Origin of the sequence: Snodgrassella sp. W6238H11 (assembly GCF_016100525.1) — a bacterium.
GTDB classification, from domain to species: Bacteria; Pseudomonadota; Gammaproteobacteria; order Burkholderiales; family Neisseriaceae; genus Snodgrassella; species Snodgrassella alvi.
In genome coordinates this window covers 304,054-324,951 of record NZ_JACFSH010000003.1, presented here as the reverse complement: position 1 = coordinate 324,951, position 20,898 = coordinate 304,054, and the positions used below count along the sequence as shown (strand labels likewise).

Genomic DNA, 20,898 nt, shown 5'->3' with positions numbered 1-20,898 from the left:
TTTAGAAGTTTAAATTATATATCCAATTTGTTCGTATCTCTATAGGCATAAAAAACTATAAATGCAGACAAATAAAAGTGTCAATTTTATAAATTGTGTATAAGTCTGTGGATATCATTTAACAGATAAAATAAATATCAGTTACAAAAATTGCCATTTTGTAAATCGAAACTGATTATGGAAGCATGACTATTACAAATCAAACAAAAATAATATCCCGAACAAAAAAAAGTAATTAAAAAATTCAGTTTTTCAAACTATAAGCTTTAAAAACTAAACTGTTAATAAGTATTTTATTTATCTTAATTAGTTAAAATAACAGTTAGTCTACTGGAGCGGATAACGGGATTCGAACCCGCCCGAACTGCTTGGGAAGCAGTTATGCTACCACTACATCATATCCGCTCAAAAAACGCTTATTGTAAGTAGGTAATGTTACCGAGAAGTTATTTTATTTATTATAATCTTATTAGTCCCAAACAACCAGATATCACTTCTATCCGGTTTAGAAATTCAGGATTAAGTACAGCTATACTTAGCACTGCATATTCAATATCTGGTTAATTTACTGAGAATTGCAACAAATTATTTTCTCTGGCTGTTAAATTTTTGCCTGATTTAAAATTTACTAATTACAGATAGTTAATATCTTTGTCGGGAAAAATTTCAGCATATTTTTAAATAAAATAGATGATAAACAAGCCGGAATACAAAAACAGTTATTTTTAGCCGGAAACCCGGTGACTGTGGATAAATACTGGATAAATGACTATGTGCAGACAATCCAGTATTGATGACAACCATCATTTTATATAATGTCTGTTATCAATAATCGATATCTGAATAAGTCATATTCAATTTTGATTATAATTGCTGATAATACACAGTTAATAAAGAATATTCTGATACTTAAATCCTCTTATTGAAACCAGTTCAAATTTTCGGCATAAAACAGTTTTATACTGATTCCTCAAAATCATTAATGAATATGCCGATTTATTTTAACTGTTGAGGATGTAATCAATCTACAAACAGCCTTATCCATAGCATCATTTTTATATTTATCCACAGAATCGATTCAGTTACAGTTTTATATTCTTATCATTTGCCGGTGCTAAGCTAAATTTGAATATCACCATAATCAAAATTTATCTTAATTATTTGATAGTACATACTAATTATCTGGTTTAGCCAAAAAATTATGTATTCTGTTCGGCTAAACTAAACAGAATACATAATTAAAATATCTGTTGATAAACAGGATAAAATATAAAAATCAGACTTAGTTATCCATAGCTTTCAATGCTTTTGCACCAATATCATGCCGGTATTGCATACCGGCAAATTTTATCGATGCCAGAGCAGTATAAGCTTTGGTTTGTGCAGTTTTGATATCTGCTCCTAATCCGACTACACATAATACCCGGCCGCCATGGGTAACCAGTTCATGCTGGGAATTAAACGCTGTACCGGCATGGAAAACTTTTCCAGTTTGATTAGCCTCAGTAATCCCGGAAATTACATCTCCCTTACGCGGATCCTGTGGATAACCAGCCGCCGCCAGTACCACACCAACAGCAGCCTGATCTCGCCATTCAGCGGTCACCGTATCAAGCCGGCTGTCCAGAGCAGCTTCTATCAGCTCCACCAGATCACTTTGTAACCGGCACATAATCGGCTGAGTTTCCGGATCACCAAACCGGCAGTTAAATTCTATGGTATACGGTGCTCCGCTATCATCTATCATCAAACCGGCATACAGAAAGCCGCGATAAGGATGGCCGTCAGCCTGCATTCCCTTTACTACAGGAAGAATAATTTCATCCATTACCCGCTGATGTATAGCTTCAGTCACTACCGGTGCAGGAGAATAAGCACCCATTCCGCCGGTATTCGGGCCTTTATCGAAATCAAGCAGGCGTTTGTGATCCTGACTGGTAGCCATGGGTAAAACATGCTCACCATCCACCATAACAATAAAGCTGGCTTCTTCTCCCTGTAAAAAATCTTCGATTACCACCCGGCTACCGGCAGCACCCATAGTATTGTCCCGCAACATATCATCTACAGCCTGATGAGCTTCGGCCAGTGTCATGGCAACAATCACTCCCTTACCGGCTGCCAGACCATCAGCCTTGATAACAATTGGTGCGCCTTTCTGACTAATATACTGATGAGCAGCTTCAGCATCAGTAAAAGTCTGATAGGCAGCTGTGGGGATACCCGTTCTGGCCATAAACGCCTTAGCAAAATCTTTTGAGCTTTCCAGCTGAGCACAATATTGGCTCGGACCAAAAACAGCCAGACCAGCGGCAGTAAAATCATCCACAATACCGGCTGCCAGTGGTGCTTCCGGTCCGACTACTGTAAATGCTATTTGCTGTTCACGACAGAAGGCAATCAACTGCTGATGATCAGTTACAGCAAGGTTGAGCAGCTTTGGTTCTGTTGCAGTACCGGCATTACCCGGAGCAACATAAACCGTATTTACTTTGGGAGACTGTGCCAGACGCCAGGCCAGAGCATGTTCTCGTCCGCCGCTGCCGATAACCAGTAATTTCATATACCCCTTCTCCAAAATAAGGTGTGTATGCAGCCAGCCGGCTGCGTTTTATAGCATTAACCAGTAATATTCAGTTATCCAGTTTAACATCAATCATCCGCAGCTTGCGTAAAGATGACAGCCCGCTTTCCAGCTGAGCAAGCGGCAGGCGGACAGACAGACAGCACTGCTGCTGCAGATCCTGCTGTATTATCTGTGCCTGCTGCTGCCGGCACCAGCGCATTGCTTCACTCAAATGAGCATAATCACAATAAAGCCATAATTGCCGGCATACATCCAGACAAATTTTATCAGCAGCTTCTATCGCTGCCGCAGTAGCAGATTTATAAGCATGGATCAGCCCGGGCACTCCCAGCAAAGTACCACCAAAATAACGTATCACTATCACTACAACGTCAGTGATATTCGCAGAATCAATCTGTCCGAGAATCGGCCGGCCGGCACTCCCGGCAGGTTCTCCATCATCATTGGCACGATAACGGTTACCATCTACGCCCAGACGCCATGCAAAACAGCAATGACGTGCCTTGTGATGCTGTTCCCGCAAAGTTTGCACATACTGGCGAATTTCTGATTCATCCTGCACCGGATAGGCAAAGGCCAGAAAACGGCTGCCCTTATCTTTAAATTCAGCCTGCGCCGGTGCTGCCAGCGTTGTGTATTGATAAATTGTACTCATTTTTCTGCAACAGCCTGCCTGATAGCGGCCGCAAATGCATCAACTTGTTCAGTTGTGGTATCAAAACTGGTCATCCAGCGTACCTCTCCTTTGCTTTCATCCCAGTCATAAAAATGAAACTGCTGATGCAAACGGGCACGAGCATTAGCAGGTAATATTGCAAATATAGCATTTGCCTGAACTTTTTGAGTAACCGATACCTGCTCAATTGCGGCCAGTGATGCAGCCAGCCGCTTTGCCATCAGATTACTGCCGGCGGCCAGATCCAGCCACAGATCGTCTTCCAGCCATGCCAGAAATTGTGCTGAAATAAAACGCATTTTTGCGCCAAGCTGAGCATTAATTTTACGCAGATACGGCATAGCAGCATGAGTATCTGCGCGCATACTGATGATACATTCGCCCTGCAGCATACCATTTTTAGTACCGCCCAGATTAAGCATATCCACACCCGTATCGGTAATCATGGTTCTGGCATCAGTATTTTCCGCTACCAGTGCATTCGCCAGCCGTGCTCCATCCAGATAAAGCTGCATATTATGTTTATGACAATATTCGGCCAGATCACGGATTTCAGCCACACTATAACAAGTGCCCAGCTCAGTAGTCTGGCTGATATACACAACTGCCGGCTGAGCACGATGTTCCATTCCAAAACCCCAGGCTTGCCGGGCTACCAGCTGTGGGGTTAATTTACCATCATCAGTAGCAACCGTCAGGAGCTTTACTCCGGCCAGATGTTCAGGCGCCACTCCTTCATCACACTGAATATGTGCGCTCTCCGCACAAATCACCGCACCCCAGCGCGGCAACAATGCTTGTAAAGCGGTAACATTGGCTCCGGTTCCGTTAAATACCGGAAAAGCTTCAGCCTGCTCACCAAATAACTGTTTGATTTTCTGTTGCAGAGCAAACGTATACACATCAGCACCATAAGCAGGCTGATGTCCGCCATTAGCAATTGTCAGTGCCTCGATGATTTTCGGGTGAACACCTGAATAATTATCTGATGCAAAAGCATAACTCTGATTATCATGTAATCGGTTCATCGTTTTAAGCTGAATTTTTTATAAAAGATATCATAAAAATTGCCTGAATACTGGATATATTCAGGCAGTTTACCGGCAATCAGTTACAGCAAACCGGATACTTTCTACCCGTTTGTTTCAAGGCTAAACTGTTGAATAATGTTTCACGTGAAACATTATTCAACAACCATCAGCAATTTAATGTCCGAGAGCCTTCAACTGTTCAAGCAGTTCTGGAACAGCAGTATTTAAATCAGCAACCAGCGCATAATCAGCTACGTTAAAAATCGGAGCATCAGCATCTTTATTAATAGCCACAATAACTTTACTGTCTTTCATTCCGGCCAGATGCTGAATGGCTCCTGAAATACCAATAGCAATATATAACTCCGGTGCGACTACCTTCCCTGTCTGCCCTACCTGATAATCGTTCGGAGCATAACCGGCATCCACAGCCGCGCGTGAAGCACCGATAGCTGCATTCAGGGTATCGGCAAGCGGGTTGAGAAGTGCAGCAAAATTTTCAGCACTGCCCAAACCACGTCCGCCACTGACTACCACTTTAGCAGTAGTCAGCTCAGGATGATCTGATTTGGTCAGTTTACGTTCAATAAAACGGCTTAATTCAGGCACAGGAACAGCGGCAACAGATTCAATTGCCGCTTGCCCGCCAGCAGATTCTGCCAGAGCAAATGCGGTAGTCCGGATTGTCAGCAACTGTTTCGATTGTTCACTACGCACTGTTTGCAAAGCATTTCCGGCATAAATCGGGTGAACAAATGTCTGACTGTCGATAATGGCAACAACATCAGAAACAGGAGCACAATCAAGTAAAGCCGCAACACGCGGTAACAAATTTTTACCGAAACAAGTAGCTGCTGCAATAATATGATCATATGAATCAGCAAGTTGCACTACCAGTGGAGCTACTGCTTCCGCCAATACCTGAGCATAGTCAGGAGCATCAGCCAGTAATACTTTTCGTACCCCGCTAATTTGCTGTGCCTGGGCAGCGATACCGGCTACATTGTGCCCGGCTATCAGAATATCAATTTCCCCCAGTTGCTGTGCCGCAGATACAGCATGCAAAGTGGCCTCATCCAGACAGGATTGCTGATACTCAGCAATAATCAATACAGACATTAATATCTCCTTTAAATGACTTTTGCTTCGTGATGCAATCTGTCTACCAGCTCGGCCACATTTCCAACTCGGATGCCGGCAGCCCGCTCAGCAGGTTCAGTTACCTTTAACTGTACTAACCGCGGGCTGATATCCACACCCAGCTCAGCTACTGTTTTTTTCTCAAGCGGTTTCTTTTTTGCCTGCATAATATTCGGCAGCTTGATATAACGAGGTTCATTCAGCCGCAAATCAGTACTGATTACAGCTGGTAATTTCAGCGCCAGCTGTTCCTGTCCGCCGTCAATTTCACGGGTAACCAGCACTTCATCTGCTTTAAGCTCTATTTTGCTGGCAAAAGTACCCTGAGCAAACTGCATTAAAGCGGCAAGCATTTGTGCCGTCTGATTGGCATCATCATCAATTGCCTGCTTACCCAGCAACAATAACTGCGGCTGCTCGGTTTCGGCCACGGCTTTTAATAACTTAGCCACGGCCAGCGGCTCGAGCTTTTCATCTGTTTCAACATGAATGGCACGATCAGCACCCATTGCCAGAGCTGTACGCAAGGTTTCTTCACACTGTTTTACACCTAAAGATACCACCACCACCTCAGTGGCTTTACCGGCCTCCTTTAAACGTACAGCTTCTTCCACAGCTATTTCATCAAACGGATTCATCGACATTTTCACATTGCCAATATCCACATCTGATTCATCAGGTTTAACACGTACTTTCACGTTGTAATCGACAACACGCTTTACCGCTACCAATATTTTCATCTGAACCACCCTTAGATTAATCATAACCGGCAATCATCAGTGATTACCGGTATTCTGATTGCAGATTAACCACCGCAATACAGATAAATCAGCTAATCAGTGTAATTTAATTGCTACTATCAATTTATACTTAACCGGATATAGTAACAGAAATACAGATAAACTGCCGACACTCAGTTGGAAATATCATTTTACTGTTCAAATATGATTTGTGGATAACTTTATCCGGCCGGTTTTAAAATCACTGTGTACAATAATTTTTAATTCTGTAAAAAATAATCAACAGCTATAAACAGATCAATTCAGTCTAATTTCCGGTATGAAATAAAACCATTGCAACTTAAAATCCGCAATTCAACACAATTATTTTTTATAATATTAAAATCATATAGTTAACCACTCCCCTACTCTGTTATATTTATCCACAGGCAGGTCTTCAGGCTACGAGTCCGGAATACCGGGTTAATAATTTATTCTGGTTGAAATCATGAATCAGACATTTCCATACAAGATTAAAATCCACAGAAATTCACTTATCACTAAAAATTAAATTATCCACAATCATAATGGTCTGTTTATCGTTATTAATAATATTTTTAATTAGAAAATATACTTTTAAACAGCTAATAAATCAGTAATACTGCCAGATAAACAAGCTGTTTCGAATTTATACGGAAATCAGTATAAAACAGTAAATAATAAAAATATATTTATCAAAAATTTAAACGAGAATATTATGATTCCGTGCATAACTTAAGTAATCGGATATCAAATGAAACTCATTTAATGATTAATTTAAGCATAATAAAAACAATAAATTAATTATTTTATCCACAATTTATATACAGAGAAATATACTAATTACCGTACAATATACCTGTTCTGATTAATCATATTTTGTACGTTTTATGCCCGCATCTTCTGAAAATTCCGGTCCGCACTGGACAATTCGCCCGATTGGTTACATTAATTCTCCCTATAAACAAAAATTCGGAGTTGCCCGGCAGCCCGGACTGGTACCGGCAGCTCAGGCATATATCGATTTATCCACAGAATTTACTGCTGAATGTGTACGCGGTTTAAGTGATTATGAATATATATGGGTTCAGTTTATTTTTCATGCCACCATTAAAGACGGCTGGCAACCTCTGATCAGACCGCCAAAATTAGGAGGTAAAGAAAAAAAAGGGGTTTTTGCAACCCGTAGTCCGCACCGACCTAATCATTTAGGTTTATCACTGGTAAAACTAGAGCGAATTGAATGTAATAAACAGATTCGATTGTATGTAAGCGGTGTGGATTTTCTCGATCAGACACCGGTAATTGATATCAAACCCTATATTCCGTTTGTTGAGGCTAAACCTTATGCACATAGCAGTTTTGCACATGAACGCGAATTACTGACAGTTCACTGGTCACAGCATGCATTAAATCAAATGCAATTTTTTTCATTAGATTCTGAATATTTTCAATTAGTTAATCAAAGTCTGGCCCAGGATCCGCGACCGGTGCATCAGCACCATACAGACAAAGTTTTTGTTATGCATCTGGGTAATTTTGATGTTTTATTTCAATTCAGAGATAAAACTGTTGAAGTAACCGGATTACGTGAACATGTCGGAATTTAAAATTATTATTCAAATAAAAATATAAATAATAAATTGATGAAGACAAAGACGAAGCCATACATCCTGTGGAAAAGTAAAAATAGTATTAAAAAATCACCTATTTAATTGTAGATAACTTATTATTTGCGGATGAGTATGATTTGTGGATTATGTGGATAACTTTTCTGCTGATAATACTTTCTGTGGATAATTGGCAGAAATAAATTCTGATAGCAATAATTTATCCACTGTTTGGCAAAATTCATTACTTTTACCGGTTAAATTCGTTACTATTGGATTATCAGATTGATCAGGAACAGAATATGCTGCAGCGCACATTAGCAAAAAGTATCAGTGTTACCGGAGTAGGTTTGCATTCCGGAGAGCGGGTAAGACTGAGTTTGCATCCGGCTGCATCTGACAGCGGTATCCGTTTTCGCCGCACTGATCTGAACGGAGAACTTGGCCGTATTGTGCCGCTGATTCCTGAACTGATTAACGATACCCGTTTATCTTCTACAGTTGTTACTCCGGACGGTATTCGTATCGGCACCATTGAGCATATTATGTCGGCATTCGCTGCCTATGGAATCGACAATATCATTGTTGAGCTCAATGCTCCGGAAATCCCCATTATGGATGGTTCCAGCCTGCCTTTTATTTATCTTTTGCAGGATGCGGGTGTTATTGATCAGCCTGCTGAAAAAAAATTCTTACGTATTAAACAGCCGGTAATGCTGTCGCAAGAAGATAAATGGGTAAAATTTACTCCGTATGAGGGGTTTCAGGTTACTTTAACCATAGATTTTGATCATCCGGTATTCAATCGCAGTAATCAGACTTTCACGATAGATTTTGCCGGACAGTCGTATGTTGATGAAATTTCCCGCGCACGGACATTTGGTTTTATGCAGGAAGTAGAACTGATGCGCAGCCATAATCTGGGGCTGGGCGGAAATCTGAGCAATGCAATTGTAATTGATGATACAGATGTGCTTAATCCTGAAGGCTTACGTTATCCTGATGAATTTGTCCGCCATAAAATTCTGGATGCAATTGGTGATCTTTATACACTCGGACATCCGATTATCGGCGCTTTTGAAGGTCATAAATCCGGTCATGCGATTAATAATGCATTATTGCGGCAATTACTGGCACAGCCCGAAACGTATGAATGGGTAACATTTCCGCATGACCGGCAGCTGCCCTCTGCCTTCCATCATCTGCCTCAGGCTGCCTGATATTTATGTACAGATTATGTTATACTATTTTGACAAAACTATCAGATTAACCGACCGGACAATTATTCTCCGGTTTAATTAACTATTCCGGGATGTAAAAGAATGGACTATCAAGCTGTTGTAGCGCAATTACTTAACGTAGAAGGTGCACTGGCGGCGGCAGTGGTTGATTACGATAATGGTATGCTGATGGCGGGCAATGCCATCAATAAAATTGATCTGGAAATTGCTGCTGCCAGCAGTACCGAAGTTATCCGCTCTAAAATCAAAACTATGCAGATGCTGGAGCTGAATGACGAAATTGAGGATATACTGATTACGCTCGGGCAGCAGTATCATCTGATCCGGCCGCTGAAAAAACTTGGCAGCCTGTTTTTGTATTCTGTACTTGATAACAGCAGGGCTAATCTGGCTTTATCCCGCCGGGCTCTGATTGATGTTGAAAAACAAATGGAACAATAGAATTATTTTAATAATTTTAATTAGAAAATCAAAATATTATAATTAAAATTGTTAGTTTATTTACTATTGATGGCGTGTTTTTTGTAACTCAGATATATCATTATGCTGAGAATTATTATATTGTTTATAATTACAAATATATTAACACTGCATTTTGTTTTTAGAGTAAATACATTTGCCAAACTGAACGTTGTTAATAAAATCTATATTTTATTTACTTCCAGTATAAGCAAAAAAATAATGTGTACTTGATAAATAAAAAATGAAATCATTTTTTAAGTACATTGCATATAATTGTAAATAAAATTTCTGTTTCAGTAATATAAAAAAGTAACTGATACCAGATAAAGAAAATATAACTATTAACTTAAGTTTCAAACATGAAATGCTAATTTTTGTATTATTCTAATTAAATTTATTCTTTGTTCAGAAAATTTTATTTAAAATAATTCATATTTGCTCTTTCAGACAAACTGCAACTATTATTGTTGTGGTGTTAATAAGACAATAATAATATCTAAACAAAGTATTTAATAAACATACATATATAAAATTAAAAAAAATAATCTGATAAAAATTCAATTGCTTACTCATAAAAAAAAATCATAAGCCAACAGTTTTGTTAAGTGTTTTTCTATGTTGTTTACTACATGCAAACAAATATTTATGTTATATTACTTAAAGATTTATCTTAATTTTTAACTTAACTTTATTAAGTTATCCAAAATTTGTTTTACGGCATGATTTCTAAATCAGGAGTAACCAATTGAATAAAATATATCGTGCTATATGGAATGAAACGACCCAGACTTGGGTGGCAGCTTCCGAACTAGCTAAAAGCAAAACCAAGTCTGATGCAGTCTCTTCTTTACCTGCTAAAGGTATAGTAAGCAGAAAATCCAGATTTAGTTCTATTTTTAAACTGAGTCTTATAGCTTCAGTTTTAAATATGTCTTTATTAATACCTAATTCTTATGCTTCGAATTCAGGTTTGGTTGGTGGTAAAAATGTTGGTAGTGGTGGCGCAGATCAACCGAATTATCCTGGCGAAGCAAGCCATGGTACAGTCATTTTTACTGGTTCAGCTGATGCTTGCGGAGCTGATGAAGTTACAGGCAGAGGGAAACCTGGTCGAACTATAGTCGGAGAGGAAGTAAGTGCTTTAGAAGAATACTTGCGCTTTGCTACAGATCAACCTTTTAGTGGTAAAAATCCTTACGGAACAACCAATGGCAGTGTTTCTCAAACTGCGGCTGCACAGCAAGGTACCAGTACAGGAGGTAATCCAAATAAATTGCCTGTTGCTTATGGTGTTTATTCTTTTGCTTCAGGTTGTGGTTCATATACAACTGGTAACTACTCAACGGCTTTTGGTACTAATGCTACAGCTACAGCTGGTGGTGCGATGGCTATCGGCACAGCAGCACTGGCTTCGGGACGCGCATCAATTGCTTTTGGTGTCAGTGCACAGGCTACCGGTGTATCCAGTGTGGCTTTGGGTTCAGTAGCTTCATCTGAAGGAGTAGGCAGTGTGGCTGCCGGTCTGATGTCTCAGGCCAGTGCAGACGGAACTGTAGCATTGGGTGTACAGACACAGGCTAAAGGACATTCTGCCATTGCTATTGGTAATTCTGCTCAGGCAACTGGTCAACAGGGTATAAGTATTGGTTCAGCCAATAATGTAACCGGGAAAGCCTCAGGTGCCATTGGCGGTTCTGCAGCAACTACTTTGTATAATAGTAAAGATGGTACTCAGACAAAAGCAGCTAGCGGTGCTACTATAGTATCCGGTGATAATACCTACTCTTTTGGTAATCAGAATGGAACGATTACTGCTGATAATACAGGTATATTTGGTAATCAGAATACAATTGAGACAGATCCTGCCGGTTCTGATAAAGCCAATGATATAAGAATACTGGGTAACAATAATACTGTTTCCGCAAATGGTACAGGTGCTATGATAGTGGGTAATGCTGCTAAAGTTAGTGCTGCAAATGCCTTGGCACTTGGTAATAGTACCCAGATTAGCGGAGCCAATGGTGTAGCTATTGGTTATAATGCCAACGCCAGTATTGATGATGGTGTAGCTTTAGGTAAAGATTCTGTTGCCTCTACTAAAAAAGGAGTAACCGGATATGATCCTGTTACTGGTACACAAGCAAAGGATGTCACTTCATCTGCTTGGAATAGTAAAGCGGGTTCTGTCGCTGTTGGTAATGGTTCAACTGTAACTAGACAAATTACAGGTCTGGCGGCCGGTACTTTAGATACTGATGCAGTTAATGTGGCTCAGTTAAAAAGTGCGCAGAGTTTTGTATCAAGCAGTTTATCTACTCTGACAGACTCAACATCCAAATCAATATTTAACCTTAATAGCAGTTTAACAGAGTTATCTAATTCTACCAGTACATATATTAATAACACAGAACAGAATTACCAAACTTTATCTACTTCTGTGGATAATCGGTTTTCCATAGCTGATACTAATTACAATAATTTAAGTACGACAACTGCTACTAATATTTCAATTTTGCAGGAAGATGCATTACAGTGGAATTCAAAGGCACAGGCTTATGATGCATCTCATTTAGGAAAAGGACCTGCAAAAATTCTAAATGTTATGGCCGGTGATGATAGTGCGCCGGGATCAACTGATGCTGTTAACGGCGGACAGTTATATACTACAAATTCGTTATTAAGTTCTTTATCTAGTACATCAATAGGTTCTATTAGTAGTGCAATCTTAAAATTTGAAACAGTTTCCGGATCTGTCAGCTCAGTACTGTCTTCTACGACAGAAAAATTCAGTCAGTTGTCTACCGCTACTGCTTCCAGCATTACTCAGTTAAACCGTGATGCATTGCAGTTGAAAAATGGTATCTATGATGCCAGCCGAGATGGACAAGCGCAGAAAATTACCAATATAGCTGCTGGTGATACTAGTTCAGCCACATCTACGGATGTGGTTAACGGCGGACAACTGTTTAATACTAAATCCGATATCAACAGCCTGTCTACTATGACTAGTACTAGTCTGAAAGACGCAGATAATAAGAGAATAGCTGTTTCTCAGTCTGTATCAAATGCTATTGGTATTACTAATAAAGCTATTTCATCACTGGCTATATCAACCAGTGACTCTATTGCACATCTCAGCGACGTAACTTTACAGCTGAAAGGCGATGTTTATGATGCCAGTTATGCTGGCACGAACCGTAAAGTAACTAATGTTGCGGCTGCTGATATAAGTAAGGCTACATCCAGTGATCTGGTTATTGGTGGGCAGTTATATACAACTAATAAAAATCTTGATAATTTAACATCAACAACAGCAGAGCAATTATCAAAGGCGGGTTCTGAGTTAACAAACATATCAACAGGTATTGACTCTAATATTAAGACTGTGTCTAAACAGCTTACTGACAATATCAATACTACAGTAACTGATACTACTGCCAAACTGAATACAGTTAGTACAAACCTGACCAGTTTGCAGAATTCTGCTTCAACATCTATTAAAGATCTGAGAAGTAATGCTCTGCAATGGGAAAACAACGCTTTTAGTGCTTCACGTGGCAATACCCCGCAAAAAATTACTCAGGTAGCGGCTGGTGATATTACATCCAGTGCTTCTACTGATGCAGTTAATGGCTCCCAGCTATATACTACTAATTCAAATCTGACTAATTTATCCACTACTTTTAATACTGAATTGGGTAAACTGTCAGATAAAATCAATGCTTCATCTTCTGACGAAATTGGTAAGCTGTCTGATATGGCTAAAGCTATAAATACTCAGGTTACCAGTCTGCAAAACAATGCACTGCTGTGGAATGACAGTACAGGTGCATATGATGCTTCTCATGGTGGTAATCCGGGAAGAATTACCAATGTACTATCTGGTAGTATTGCTCAGGGATCAACTGATGTAATTACCGGTGGTCAGTTATTTAGTCTTTCTACAGCCACTGAAACCAAACTGCAAGATGTGACGAATAGCCTTAATACCGGTCTGACTAACAGTAAAAGTCAAATAGAAGACGTAAGAAAACAGGCATTGCTATGGAATCAAAGTAAGACAGCTTATGATGCCAGCAACCAGCAAAATGGTACTGAACAGAAAATTACCGGTGTTGCAGCTGGTGATATATCAGCACCCAACTCTTCTGATGTGGTTATCGGCGCGCAGTTATACACAACTAATTCTGTTCTGAATTCACTTTCTTCATCTACTTTAGGCAATATGAACAGTCTTAGTACTGCTTTAGACAGCACTTCCAAATCAATGCTTGATAAGTTTAATAGCGATGTGCAAAGCAGTCAAAATGATATTACGGCACTGAAAAATAATGCTCTGCAATGGAATAGCAATGTTAATGCATACGATGCTAAAAATCAGCGTATTACCAATGTAAAAGACGGAGATCTCGGAGAAAGCTCAACTGATGTAGTAACCGGTAAACAGTTGTATAGTATTTCCAGCTCTACAGAATTAAGTCTGCAGAGCCTGTCCAGTTCGCTGGATGGTCTCTCTGCAACAGGTCTGAATAAATTGTCTACAACTCTCAGCAATGGTTTAAGTAGTGTCGGATCTAGCATCGGTGGTTTAAAACAGGATGCTTTACAATGGAAAGATGGTGCATATGATGCGAGCCACGGTGTTATAAATGGCACGCAGCGTATTACCAATGTTAAAGATGGCGATTTGAGTGCTACTTCCAGCGATGTAGTAACCGGTAAACAGTTATACGATACCAATAATGATGTCAGCAATCTGTCTTCCAGTCTTACTACTAAATTGCAAAGTTTGACTAGTTCAACCTCCAGCAGTCTGGACGCACTTTCAACTGATTTAAATAAATCACTGAACTCCGGTCTGGGCTCTCTTTCTTCTGCTGTTGATAACCGTCTGACTTCTACTAATGCCAGCTTAAATACATTACAGAAAAATGCTCTGCAATGGAATGGTAAAGCTTATGATGCCAGTCATGGTGTAGAGGGCGGAAAAGAAAGAATTACCAATGTTGATGATGCTGTATTGCTTGAAGGTTCCTCTGATGTGGTAACAGGTGGTCAGCTGTACAATACCAATACTACTGTCAGCAGCTTATCTACCACACTGGATAGAGGGATAAAAAGTATATCCACAAGCACTGATACCCGTTTAACTGCTTTGTCTGATAATCTGAATAAATCACTGTCATCAAAGATAAATGAACTTTCATCGACTTTAGATAACGGTCTTAATCAGGCAGATACCAGTATAAGATTACTGCAGAAAAATGCTCTGCAATGGAATGGTAAAGCTTATGATGCCAGTCATGGTGTAACGGGCGGACAGGAAGTAATTACTAATGTTGCTGATGCCGATTTGTCATCAAATTCAAGCGATGTGGTAACCGGCGGTCAGCTGTTTAGTACTAATAGTCAGTTGAGTGATTTATCCGGAACTGTTGACCGTAGTATAAACTCGCTTTCTTTATCGACATCAACTGGTGTGAGCAGTCTTTCTACTGCTCTGTATGAAGCTGCCGGTAAACAAATAAATAGTCTGTCTACAAGTTTTGATCAGCAATTGACTGTTGCTAAAGCCAGTGTTACATCACTGCAGCAAAATGCACTGTTGTGGAATAATGATTTAAATAATGGTAAAGGTGCCTATGATGCCACTCATAACGGGCAGGCTCAGCGCATCACAAATGTACTCAATGGAAGTGTACAAGCCAGCTCCAGTGATGTGGTTACCGGTGATCAGTTATTTACGACCAACAGTAATCTCGGTACTTTGTCTGGTAGTGTAAGTACTACATTCAGTTCTTTATCAAATTCACTGAGTGATATAAACAACGACAAGCTGACTGAATTGTCAGGAAAGCTGCAAAGTACTAATGATGAGCTTCGTAAGCTGAGTACAACAACATCGGATTCTTTGAAAAGTACTAATACCAATCTTGGTTTATTGCAGCAAAATGCTCTATTATGGAATAATGAACTGAATAATGGTAAAGGTGCCTATGATGCTAGTCACAACGGTATTTACCAGCGTATTACCAATGTTGCTGATGCTGATCTGTCACCAGGTTCCAGTGATGCAGTTACTGGCGGACAATTGTCTACGACCAATGCTAAAGTCAGCAACCTCTCCAATACTATAGGCTCAGTTTCTAATAGTGTTGTAAATGGCCTAAGCAGTCTTTCTTCATCGTTGACAGAAATCAGTAATAATAATCTGTCCAGTCTTTCAACTGGTTTGAATGAAACCCGTAACAGACTGACTGATCTGTCTGAGTCAACGTCCAGCAGTCTGAAAGTAACTGGTTCTAAAATAAAATCATTACAGCAGAATGCATTGCTATGGAATGATGATATTGATGCGTATAATGCCGGCCATGGCATAGCAAATATGCCTGGTAAAATTACCAATGTAGCTGATGGACTAATCAAAGAAGGTTCCAGTGATGTAGCTACTGCCGGTCAGCTGTATACTACCAACACCGCGATTAGCAGTCTTTCCACCAATGTTAGTTCCGGCTTTGATAACCTTTCGACATCTTTGAGTACTATTGCTAAAGCCGGCGGTATCACTAGCCTGTCTACTGTTACGGAAACTGTAAGTAGTAAGGTAACTCAGTTGCAACAAAATGCATTGCAATATAATAATGAACCGGGAGTGGGAGGTTATGATGCCAGCCGAGCAACTGGCAAACCGCAAAAAATTACCCGGGTTGCTGAAGGTAATATCAGCGATACTTCAAGTGATGTCATTACCGGTTCGCAGCTGTATGCAGTTAATACAGAATATTCTGCCGGTTTGAACAGTGTATCAAAATCAGTATCTACTGGTTTAACTTCTGTTCAGGATAAACTAAACAGTTTATCTAATGACTGGCCGGAAAAATTTAATAGCCTGTCTAATAGTGCTTCTACCGGATTAGGCAATCTGTCTACGATAGTATCAACTTCTATCAGCAGCCTGTCTGTAAGTACTTCAGGCAGTGTAGCCAGTCTGTCTACCAGTACCTCTACGGGGTTGAGCAGTTTATCTGTCAGTGCTTCAAACCAAATTGCCAGTTTGTCTACTAGTACTTCTTCAGGATTAAATAATCTGTCTGCGAGTACTTCAACAGTACTGGGGAAATTAGGCAATACAGTAAGTACTGCTGCCAGTAATGTTGCCGGATTACAGAAAGATGCACTGCAATGGAGTGAAGAAGCCGGTGCGTATAGTGCAAATCATGGAACTGGTAAGGCACAAAAAATTACCAACGTAGCTGCCGGTAATGTAGCACCGGAATCAAGCGATGCTATTAATGGCAGCCAGTTCTTCCAATTGTCCAGCTCAACATCAACAGGGCTGAGCAGTCTGTCAACCAACCTGAGTGCAATTACCAATAATCAGTTAGGCAGTCTGTCTACTATTGTTGATAATAATCTGAACACTGTGAATCAAAACGTATCCAGTCTGACAAGCGGACTGAATACTGTTACTGAAAAGGTTACTGCATTGCAGGCTGATGCACTGCAATGGGATAAAGTAACCGGTAATTACAAGGCTGAGCATGGTGGTAAGGCTCAGAAGATTACACAGGTAGCAGCAGGCTCGATAATGGCAGATTCTACCGATGCAGTTAACGGTGCACAGATGTACAGTTTGTCAACCGGTACTGCTGACAGTGTCAATAAACTGACTGAAAATCTGAATAAAACCGATTTAGGTTTAGGTTCACTGTCCACAGCAACAAACACAGACCTGAAAAATCTGAAAGACAGTTTGAAGAGCACCAACGATGGACTAACTCAGCTGTCATCCAGTACTTCAGGCAGTATACAGAGCATTAGCACCAGTCTGGACACACTGACTACTTCTACAGCTAACAGCCTGCAGGCTCTGGACAAAGGTCTGAAAGATACCAGCAGCAGCGTATCCACATTGCAGGCTAATACCTTGCAGTGGAACGCAGGCAAAGGTGTTTATGATGCCAGCCGAGACGGCAGTGCCAAAGTTCTGAGTGGTGTGGCAGCAGGAGCAGTGAGTGCAGAATCCACAGAAGCGGTTAACGGCGGACAGCTGCACAGTCTGTCTACGGTAACTGTAGCAGGACTGAACAGTATCAGCACCGGTCTGAGCAGTTTGTCAGAGTCTACAACTACCGGCCTGAACAATCTGACAAATAGCCTGAACAGCACAAATCAGACTCTGACTACATTGCAGGCAAATACATTGCAATGGAAAGGCAGTGCCTATGATGCCGGCCATAATGGTACGGCGCAGCGGATTACCAATGTAGCAGCAGGCAATATAGCATTGGGTTCTACAGATGCAGTAAACGGTGACCAGCTATTCAGTCTGTCCGGCTCAACATCAACAGGGCTGAGCAGTCTGTCAACCAACCTGAGTAAAGTAACCGACAATCAGTTAGGCAGTCTATCTTCTATTATTAGTAATAGTCTGAGCACTGTGAATCAAAACGTGTCCACTCTGTCATCCAGTCTGAATGATACTAATACTAATGTAGCTGAATTACGGCAAAATGCTTTGCAGTGGAATGGTGTAAGCAGTGCCTATGATGCAACTCGTAGCGGTCGTGCGCAGAAACTGACCGGAATTGCCGGCGGGGACATCAGCCCTACATCAAGTGATGCGGTTAACGGTGCGCAGATGTACAGTCTGTCAACGCTGACTCAGACAGGTCTGGGCAGCATCAGTACTGGTCTGAGCAGCCTGAGCAGTGTTACCTCATCTTCTCTGGATAATGTAAATAGAAGTCTGGAGTCACTGTCCACAGAAACTCATACAGGACTGAACAGTGTCAGCACCGGTCTGAGCAGTTTATCAGAGTCTGCGACTACCGGTCTGAACAATTTGTCAGCCAGTCTGAGCAGTGCGAATCAGAATCTGACTACCTTGCAGCAGAATGCATTGCAGTGGAACAGCACACTGACTGCTTATGATGCCGGCCATAATGGTACAGCGCAGCGGATTACCAATGTAGCAGCAGGCAATATAGCATTGGATTCTACAGATGCAGTAAACGGTGGTCAGCTATTCAGTCTGTCCAGCTCAACATCAACAGGACTGAGCAGTCTGTCAACCAACCTGAGTAAAGTAACCGACAATCAGTTAGGCAGTCTGTCTACTATTATTGGTGATAATCTGAACACTGTGAATCAAAACGTGTCCAGTCTGTCATCCAGTCTGAATGATACTAATACTAATGTAGGCAATCTGCAGAAAGATGCATTGCAATGGAACAGTACAATTAGTGCCTATGATGCAACCCGTGGCGGTCGTGCGCAGACACTGACCGGAATTGCCGGCGGGGACATCAGCGATACATCAAGTGATGCGGTTAACGGTGCGCAGATGTACAGTCTGTCAACGCTGACTCAGACAGGTCTGAGCAGCAGCAGTACTGGTCTGAGCAGCCTGAGCAGCGTTACCTCATCTGCTCTGAATAATGTAAATAGAAGTCTGGAGTCACTGTCCACAGAAACTCATACAGGACTGAACAGTGTCAGCACCGGTCTGAGCAGTTTGTCACAGTCTACGACTACCGGTCTGAACAATCTGTCAGCCAGTCTGAGCAGTGCGAATCAGAATCTGACTACCTTGCAGCAGAATGCATTGCAGTGGAACAGCACACTGACTGCTTATGATGCCGGCCATAATGGTATAGCGCAGCGGATTACCAATGTAGCAGCAGGCAGAATAGCAGCTGATTCTACAGATGCAGTAAACGGTGGTCAGCTATTCAGCCTGTCCGGCTCAACATCAACAGGGCTGAGCAGTCTGTCGACAGTAGTTTCATCCACTGTTATTAATGGAATCAACAGTATAAGCAGCTCCCTGTCTACCGGCTATGAAAGTCTGTCACACAGCCTGAGTACGGCAACAGACAATCTGCAACAGCTGACAAACAGTACCAGCAGCAGTCTGAGCAGCTTATCAACTGTTACAAGTACAACTCAGAAAGATGTGTCAGATCTGAAAGAGAAAGCACTGAAATGGAATGATGATAAAGGCGGATTTGATGCAGGAAGACCAAACAATCTGACCCGTGATCTAGGTTTAGGTAAGATCTTTAACGTGGAAGATGGTGAGATTGCAGCGGGTTCGCATGAAGCAGTAACCGGTGGACAGCTTTACGACATAAAATCCGATCTGTCTGCTCTGGCAACATCTACATCATCATCACTGAGTTCATTAGACGAAAAAGTGAATGGTATCTCGACAAGTAATATTATTACTAATATCACTAATCTGACCAAAAATGCATTGCAATGGAAAGATGATGGTACAGGTCACAATACAGGCTTTTATGATGCCAGTCATAATGGTACTGCACAGCGGATTACCAATATTGCAGCCGGTAATATAGCTCAAGGTTCTCTTGATGCGGTTAATGCCGGTCAGTTGTGGACGGTACAAAGCAGCCTGAGTACTCTGTCAACTAAAGTAGATACTCTGCCGACCGGAAATATTTCTAGTGACGCATTGACTAGCCTGTCAACAGCAATCAGTGCCAGAACAGCCAGCCAGCTTGCTTCCATAGCAGCCGGTCTGGGTAGTTCATATGACCCGAATACAGGTCTCAGTAAACCCAAATATGATAGCACTACTCCGACAGGAGGTATTGCATCTGCTGATAATGTGGCTGATGCCCTGCAAAATGTTCAGAATTATGGTACTAAGTTTGCGAAGATCAATTCTGCAAAAGCTGCCTCAGTTGCACAGGGTACTGATTCTATCGCAGTAGGCGGAGCAGCTATGGCCAGCGGAACATCGGCAGTTGCAATCGGTGATTCTGCAAGTGCTCCATCAGCCAATGCTGTGGCACTGGGTAGTCAGGCTAAGGTAACACAGACCGGAGGCGTAGCACTTGGTGCGGGTTCAGTAGCGAATACGGCAGCCGGAAAAGAAGGCTATATTCCGGTAACGGCAACGTCACAGCAGGCAGCAGCGATCCGGGCAACGAAGAGTACGGAAGGTGCGGTATCTGTAGGTGATGCATCGAAAGGTGTATATCGTCAGATAACCGGAGTTGCAGCAGGTACGGCTGATACTGATGCAGTAAACGTGGCTCAGCTTAAAGGTGTTAATAATCAGATTACTAACGTCAATAAGTATGTAAACAAAGTAAATGAACGTGTTCAGCGTACAGAACGCCGTGCATATTCAGGTACTGCATTGGCCATGGCCTTATCCGGCGCTTATCTGCCTTCTCTGAATGCCGGTGAACAGGCTGTCGGTGTGGGTGTAGGTACTTATCGTGGCTATACCGCAGTCGGTGCTAACTATAAAGCCATCAGTAACAGCGGTAATATCGGCTGGGGTGCTGGTGTTTCTACTACAGGCAAGGAAGTTGGCTTTAATGCTGGTGTCGGCTTCAAATGGAGCAACAACTAAACTA

The 20,898-nt window shown here is 41.4% G+C and carries 9 protein-coding genes and 1 tRNA gene; 4 read left to right on the top strand and 6 right to left on the bottom strand.

The features are described from left to right. Nucleotides 1–331 precede the first annotated feature (331 nt). The 6 genes from H3V00_RS07865 to H3V00_RS07840 all read right to left on the bottom strand — a co-directional run bounded on the left by H3V00_RS07865 (nt 332) and on the right by H3V00_RS07840 (nt 6,174). Nucleotides 332–405 (bottom strand) — tRNA-Gly (locus tag H3V00_RS07865). An 877-nt stretch (nt 406–1,282) separates the two neighbouring features. Beyond that, nucleotides 1,283–2,563, bottom strand: coding sequence for a phosphoribosylamine--glycine ligase (gene purD / locus H3V00_RS07860; RefSeq protein WP_198207433.1), 1,281 nt, complete (start codon nt 2,561–2,563; stop codon nt 1,283–1,285). 70 nt (nt 2,564–2,633) lie between these two features. After that, the gene (locus H3V00_RS07855) at nt 2,634–3,242 is read right to left on the bottom strand and encodes a YigZ family protein (protein WP_084548537.1); all 609 of its coding nucleotides are present in this window, start codon (nt 3,240–3,242) and stop codon (nt 2,634–2,636) included. Beyond that, nucleotides 3,239–4,291, bottom strand: coding sequence for a low specificity L-threonine aldolase (locus tag H3V00_RS07850; protein WP_198207431.1), 1,053 nt, complete (start codon nt 4,289–4,291; stop codon nt 3,239–3,241). The genes H3V00_RS07855 and H3V00_RS07850 overlap by 4 nt, the downstream gene beginning before the upstream one ends. 177 nt (nt 4,292–4,468) lie before the next feature. Beyond that, the gene (locus H3V00_RS07845) at nt 4,469–5,413 is read right to left on the bottom strand and encodes an electron transfer flavoprotein subunit alpha/FixB family protein (RefSeq protein WP_198207429.1); all 945 of its coding nucleotides are present in this window, start codon (nt 5,411–5,413) and stop codon (nt 4,469–4,471) included. A gap of 11 nt (nt 5,414–5,424) precedes the next feature. Then, nucleotides 5,425–6,174: an electron transfer flavoprotein subunit beta/FixA family protein gene (locus H3V00_RS07840; protein WP_025329661.1), complete on the bottom strand. Its 750-nt coding sequence runs from the start codon at nt 6,172–6,174 to the stop codon at nt 5,425–5,427. Nucleotides 6,175–7,082: 908 nt separating this feature from the next. On the opposite strand from H3V00_RS07840, the gene tsaA reads away from it, so the two are divergent. The 4 genes from tsaA (at nt 7,083) to H3V00_RS07820 (ending at nt 20,894) form a co-directional block, all read left to right on the top strand. Beyond that, the gene (tsaA, locus tag H3V00_RS07835; RefSeq protein WP_084586830.1) at nt 7,083–7,802 is read left to right on the top strand and encodes a tRNA (N6-threonylcarbamoyladenosine(37)-N6)-methyltransferase TrmO; all 720 of its coding nucleotides are present in this window, start codon (nt 7,083–7,085) and stop codon (nt 7,800–7,802) included. Between the two features lie 302 nt (nt 7,803–8,104). Then, the gene (gene lpxC / locus H3V00_RS07830; protein ID WP_198207427.1) at nt 8,105–9,022 is read left to right on the top strand and encodes a UDP-3-O-acyl-N-acetylglucosamine deacetylase; all 918 of its coding nucleotides are present in this window, start codon (nt 8,105–8,107) and stop codon (nt 9,020–9,022) included. 102 nt (nt 9,023–9,124) lie between these two features. Beyond that, the gene (locus tag H3V00_RS07825) at nt 9,125–9,484 is read left to right on the top strand and encodes a hypothetical protein (RefSeq protein ID WP_025331816.1); all 360 of its coding nucleotides are present in this window, start codon (nt 9,125–9,127) and stop codon (nt 9,482–9,484) included. A 766-nt stretch (nt 9,485–10,250) separates the two neighbouring features. Continuing rightward, on the top strand, nt 10,251–20,894 hold the full coding sequence (locus H3V00_RS07820; RefSeq protein WP_198207425.1) for an ESPR-type extended signal peptide-containing protein: 10,644 nt from the start codon (nt 10,251–10,253) through the stop codon (nt 20,892–20,894). Nucleotides 20,895–20,898: the final 4 nt, after the last annotated feature.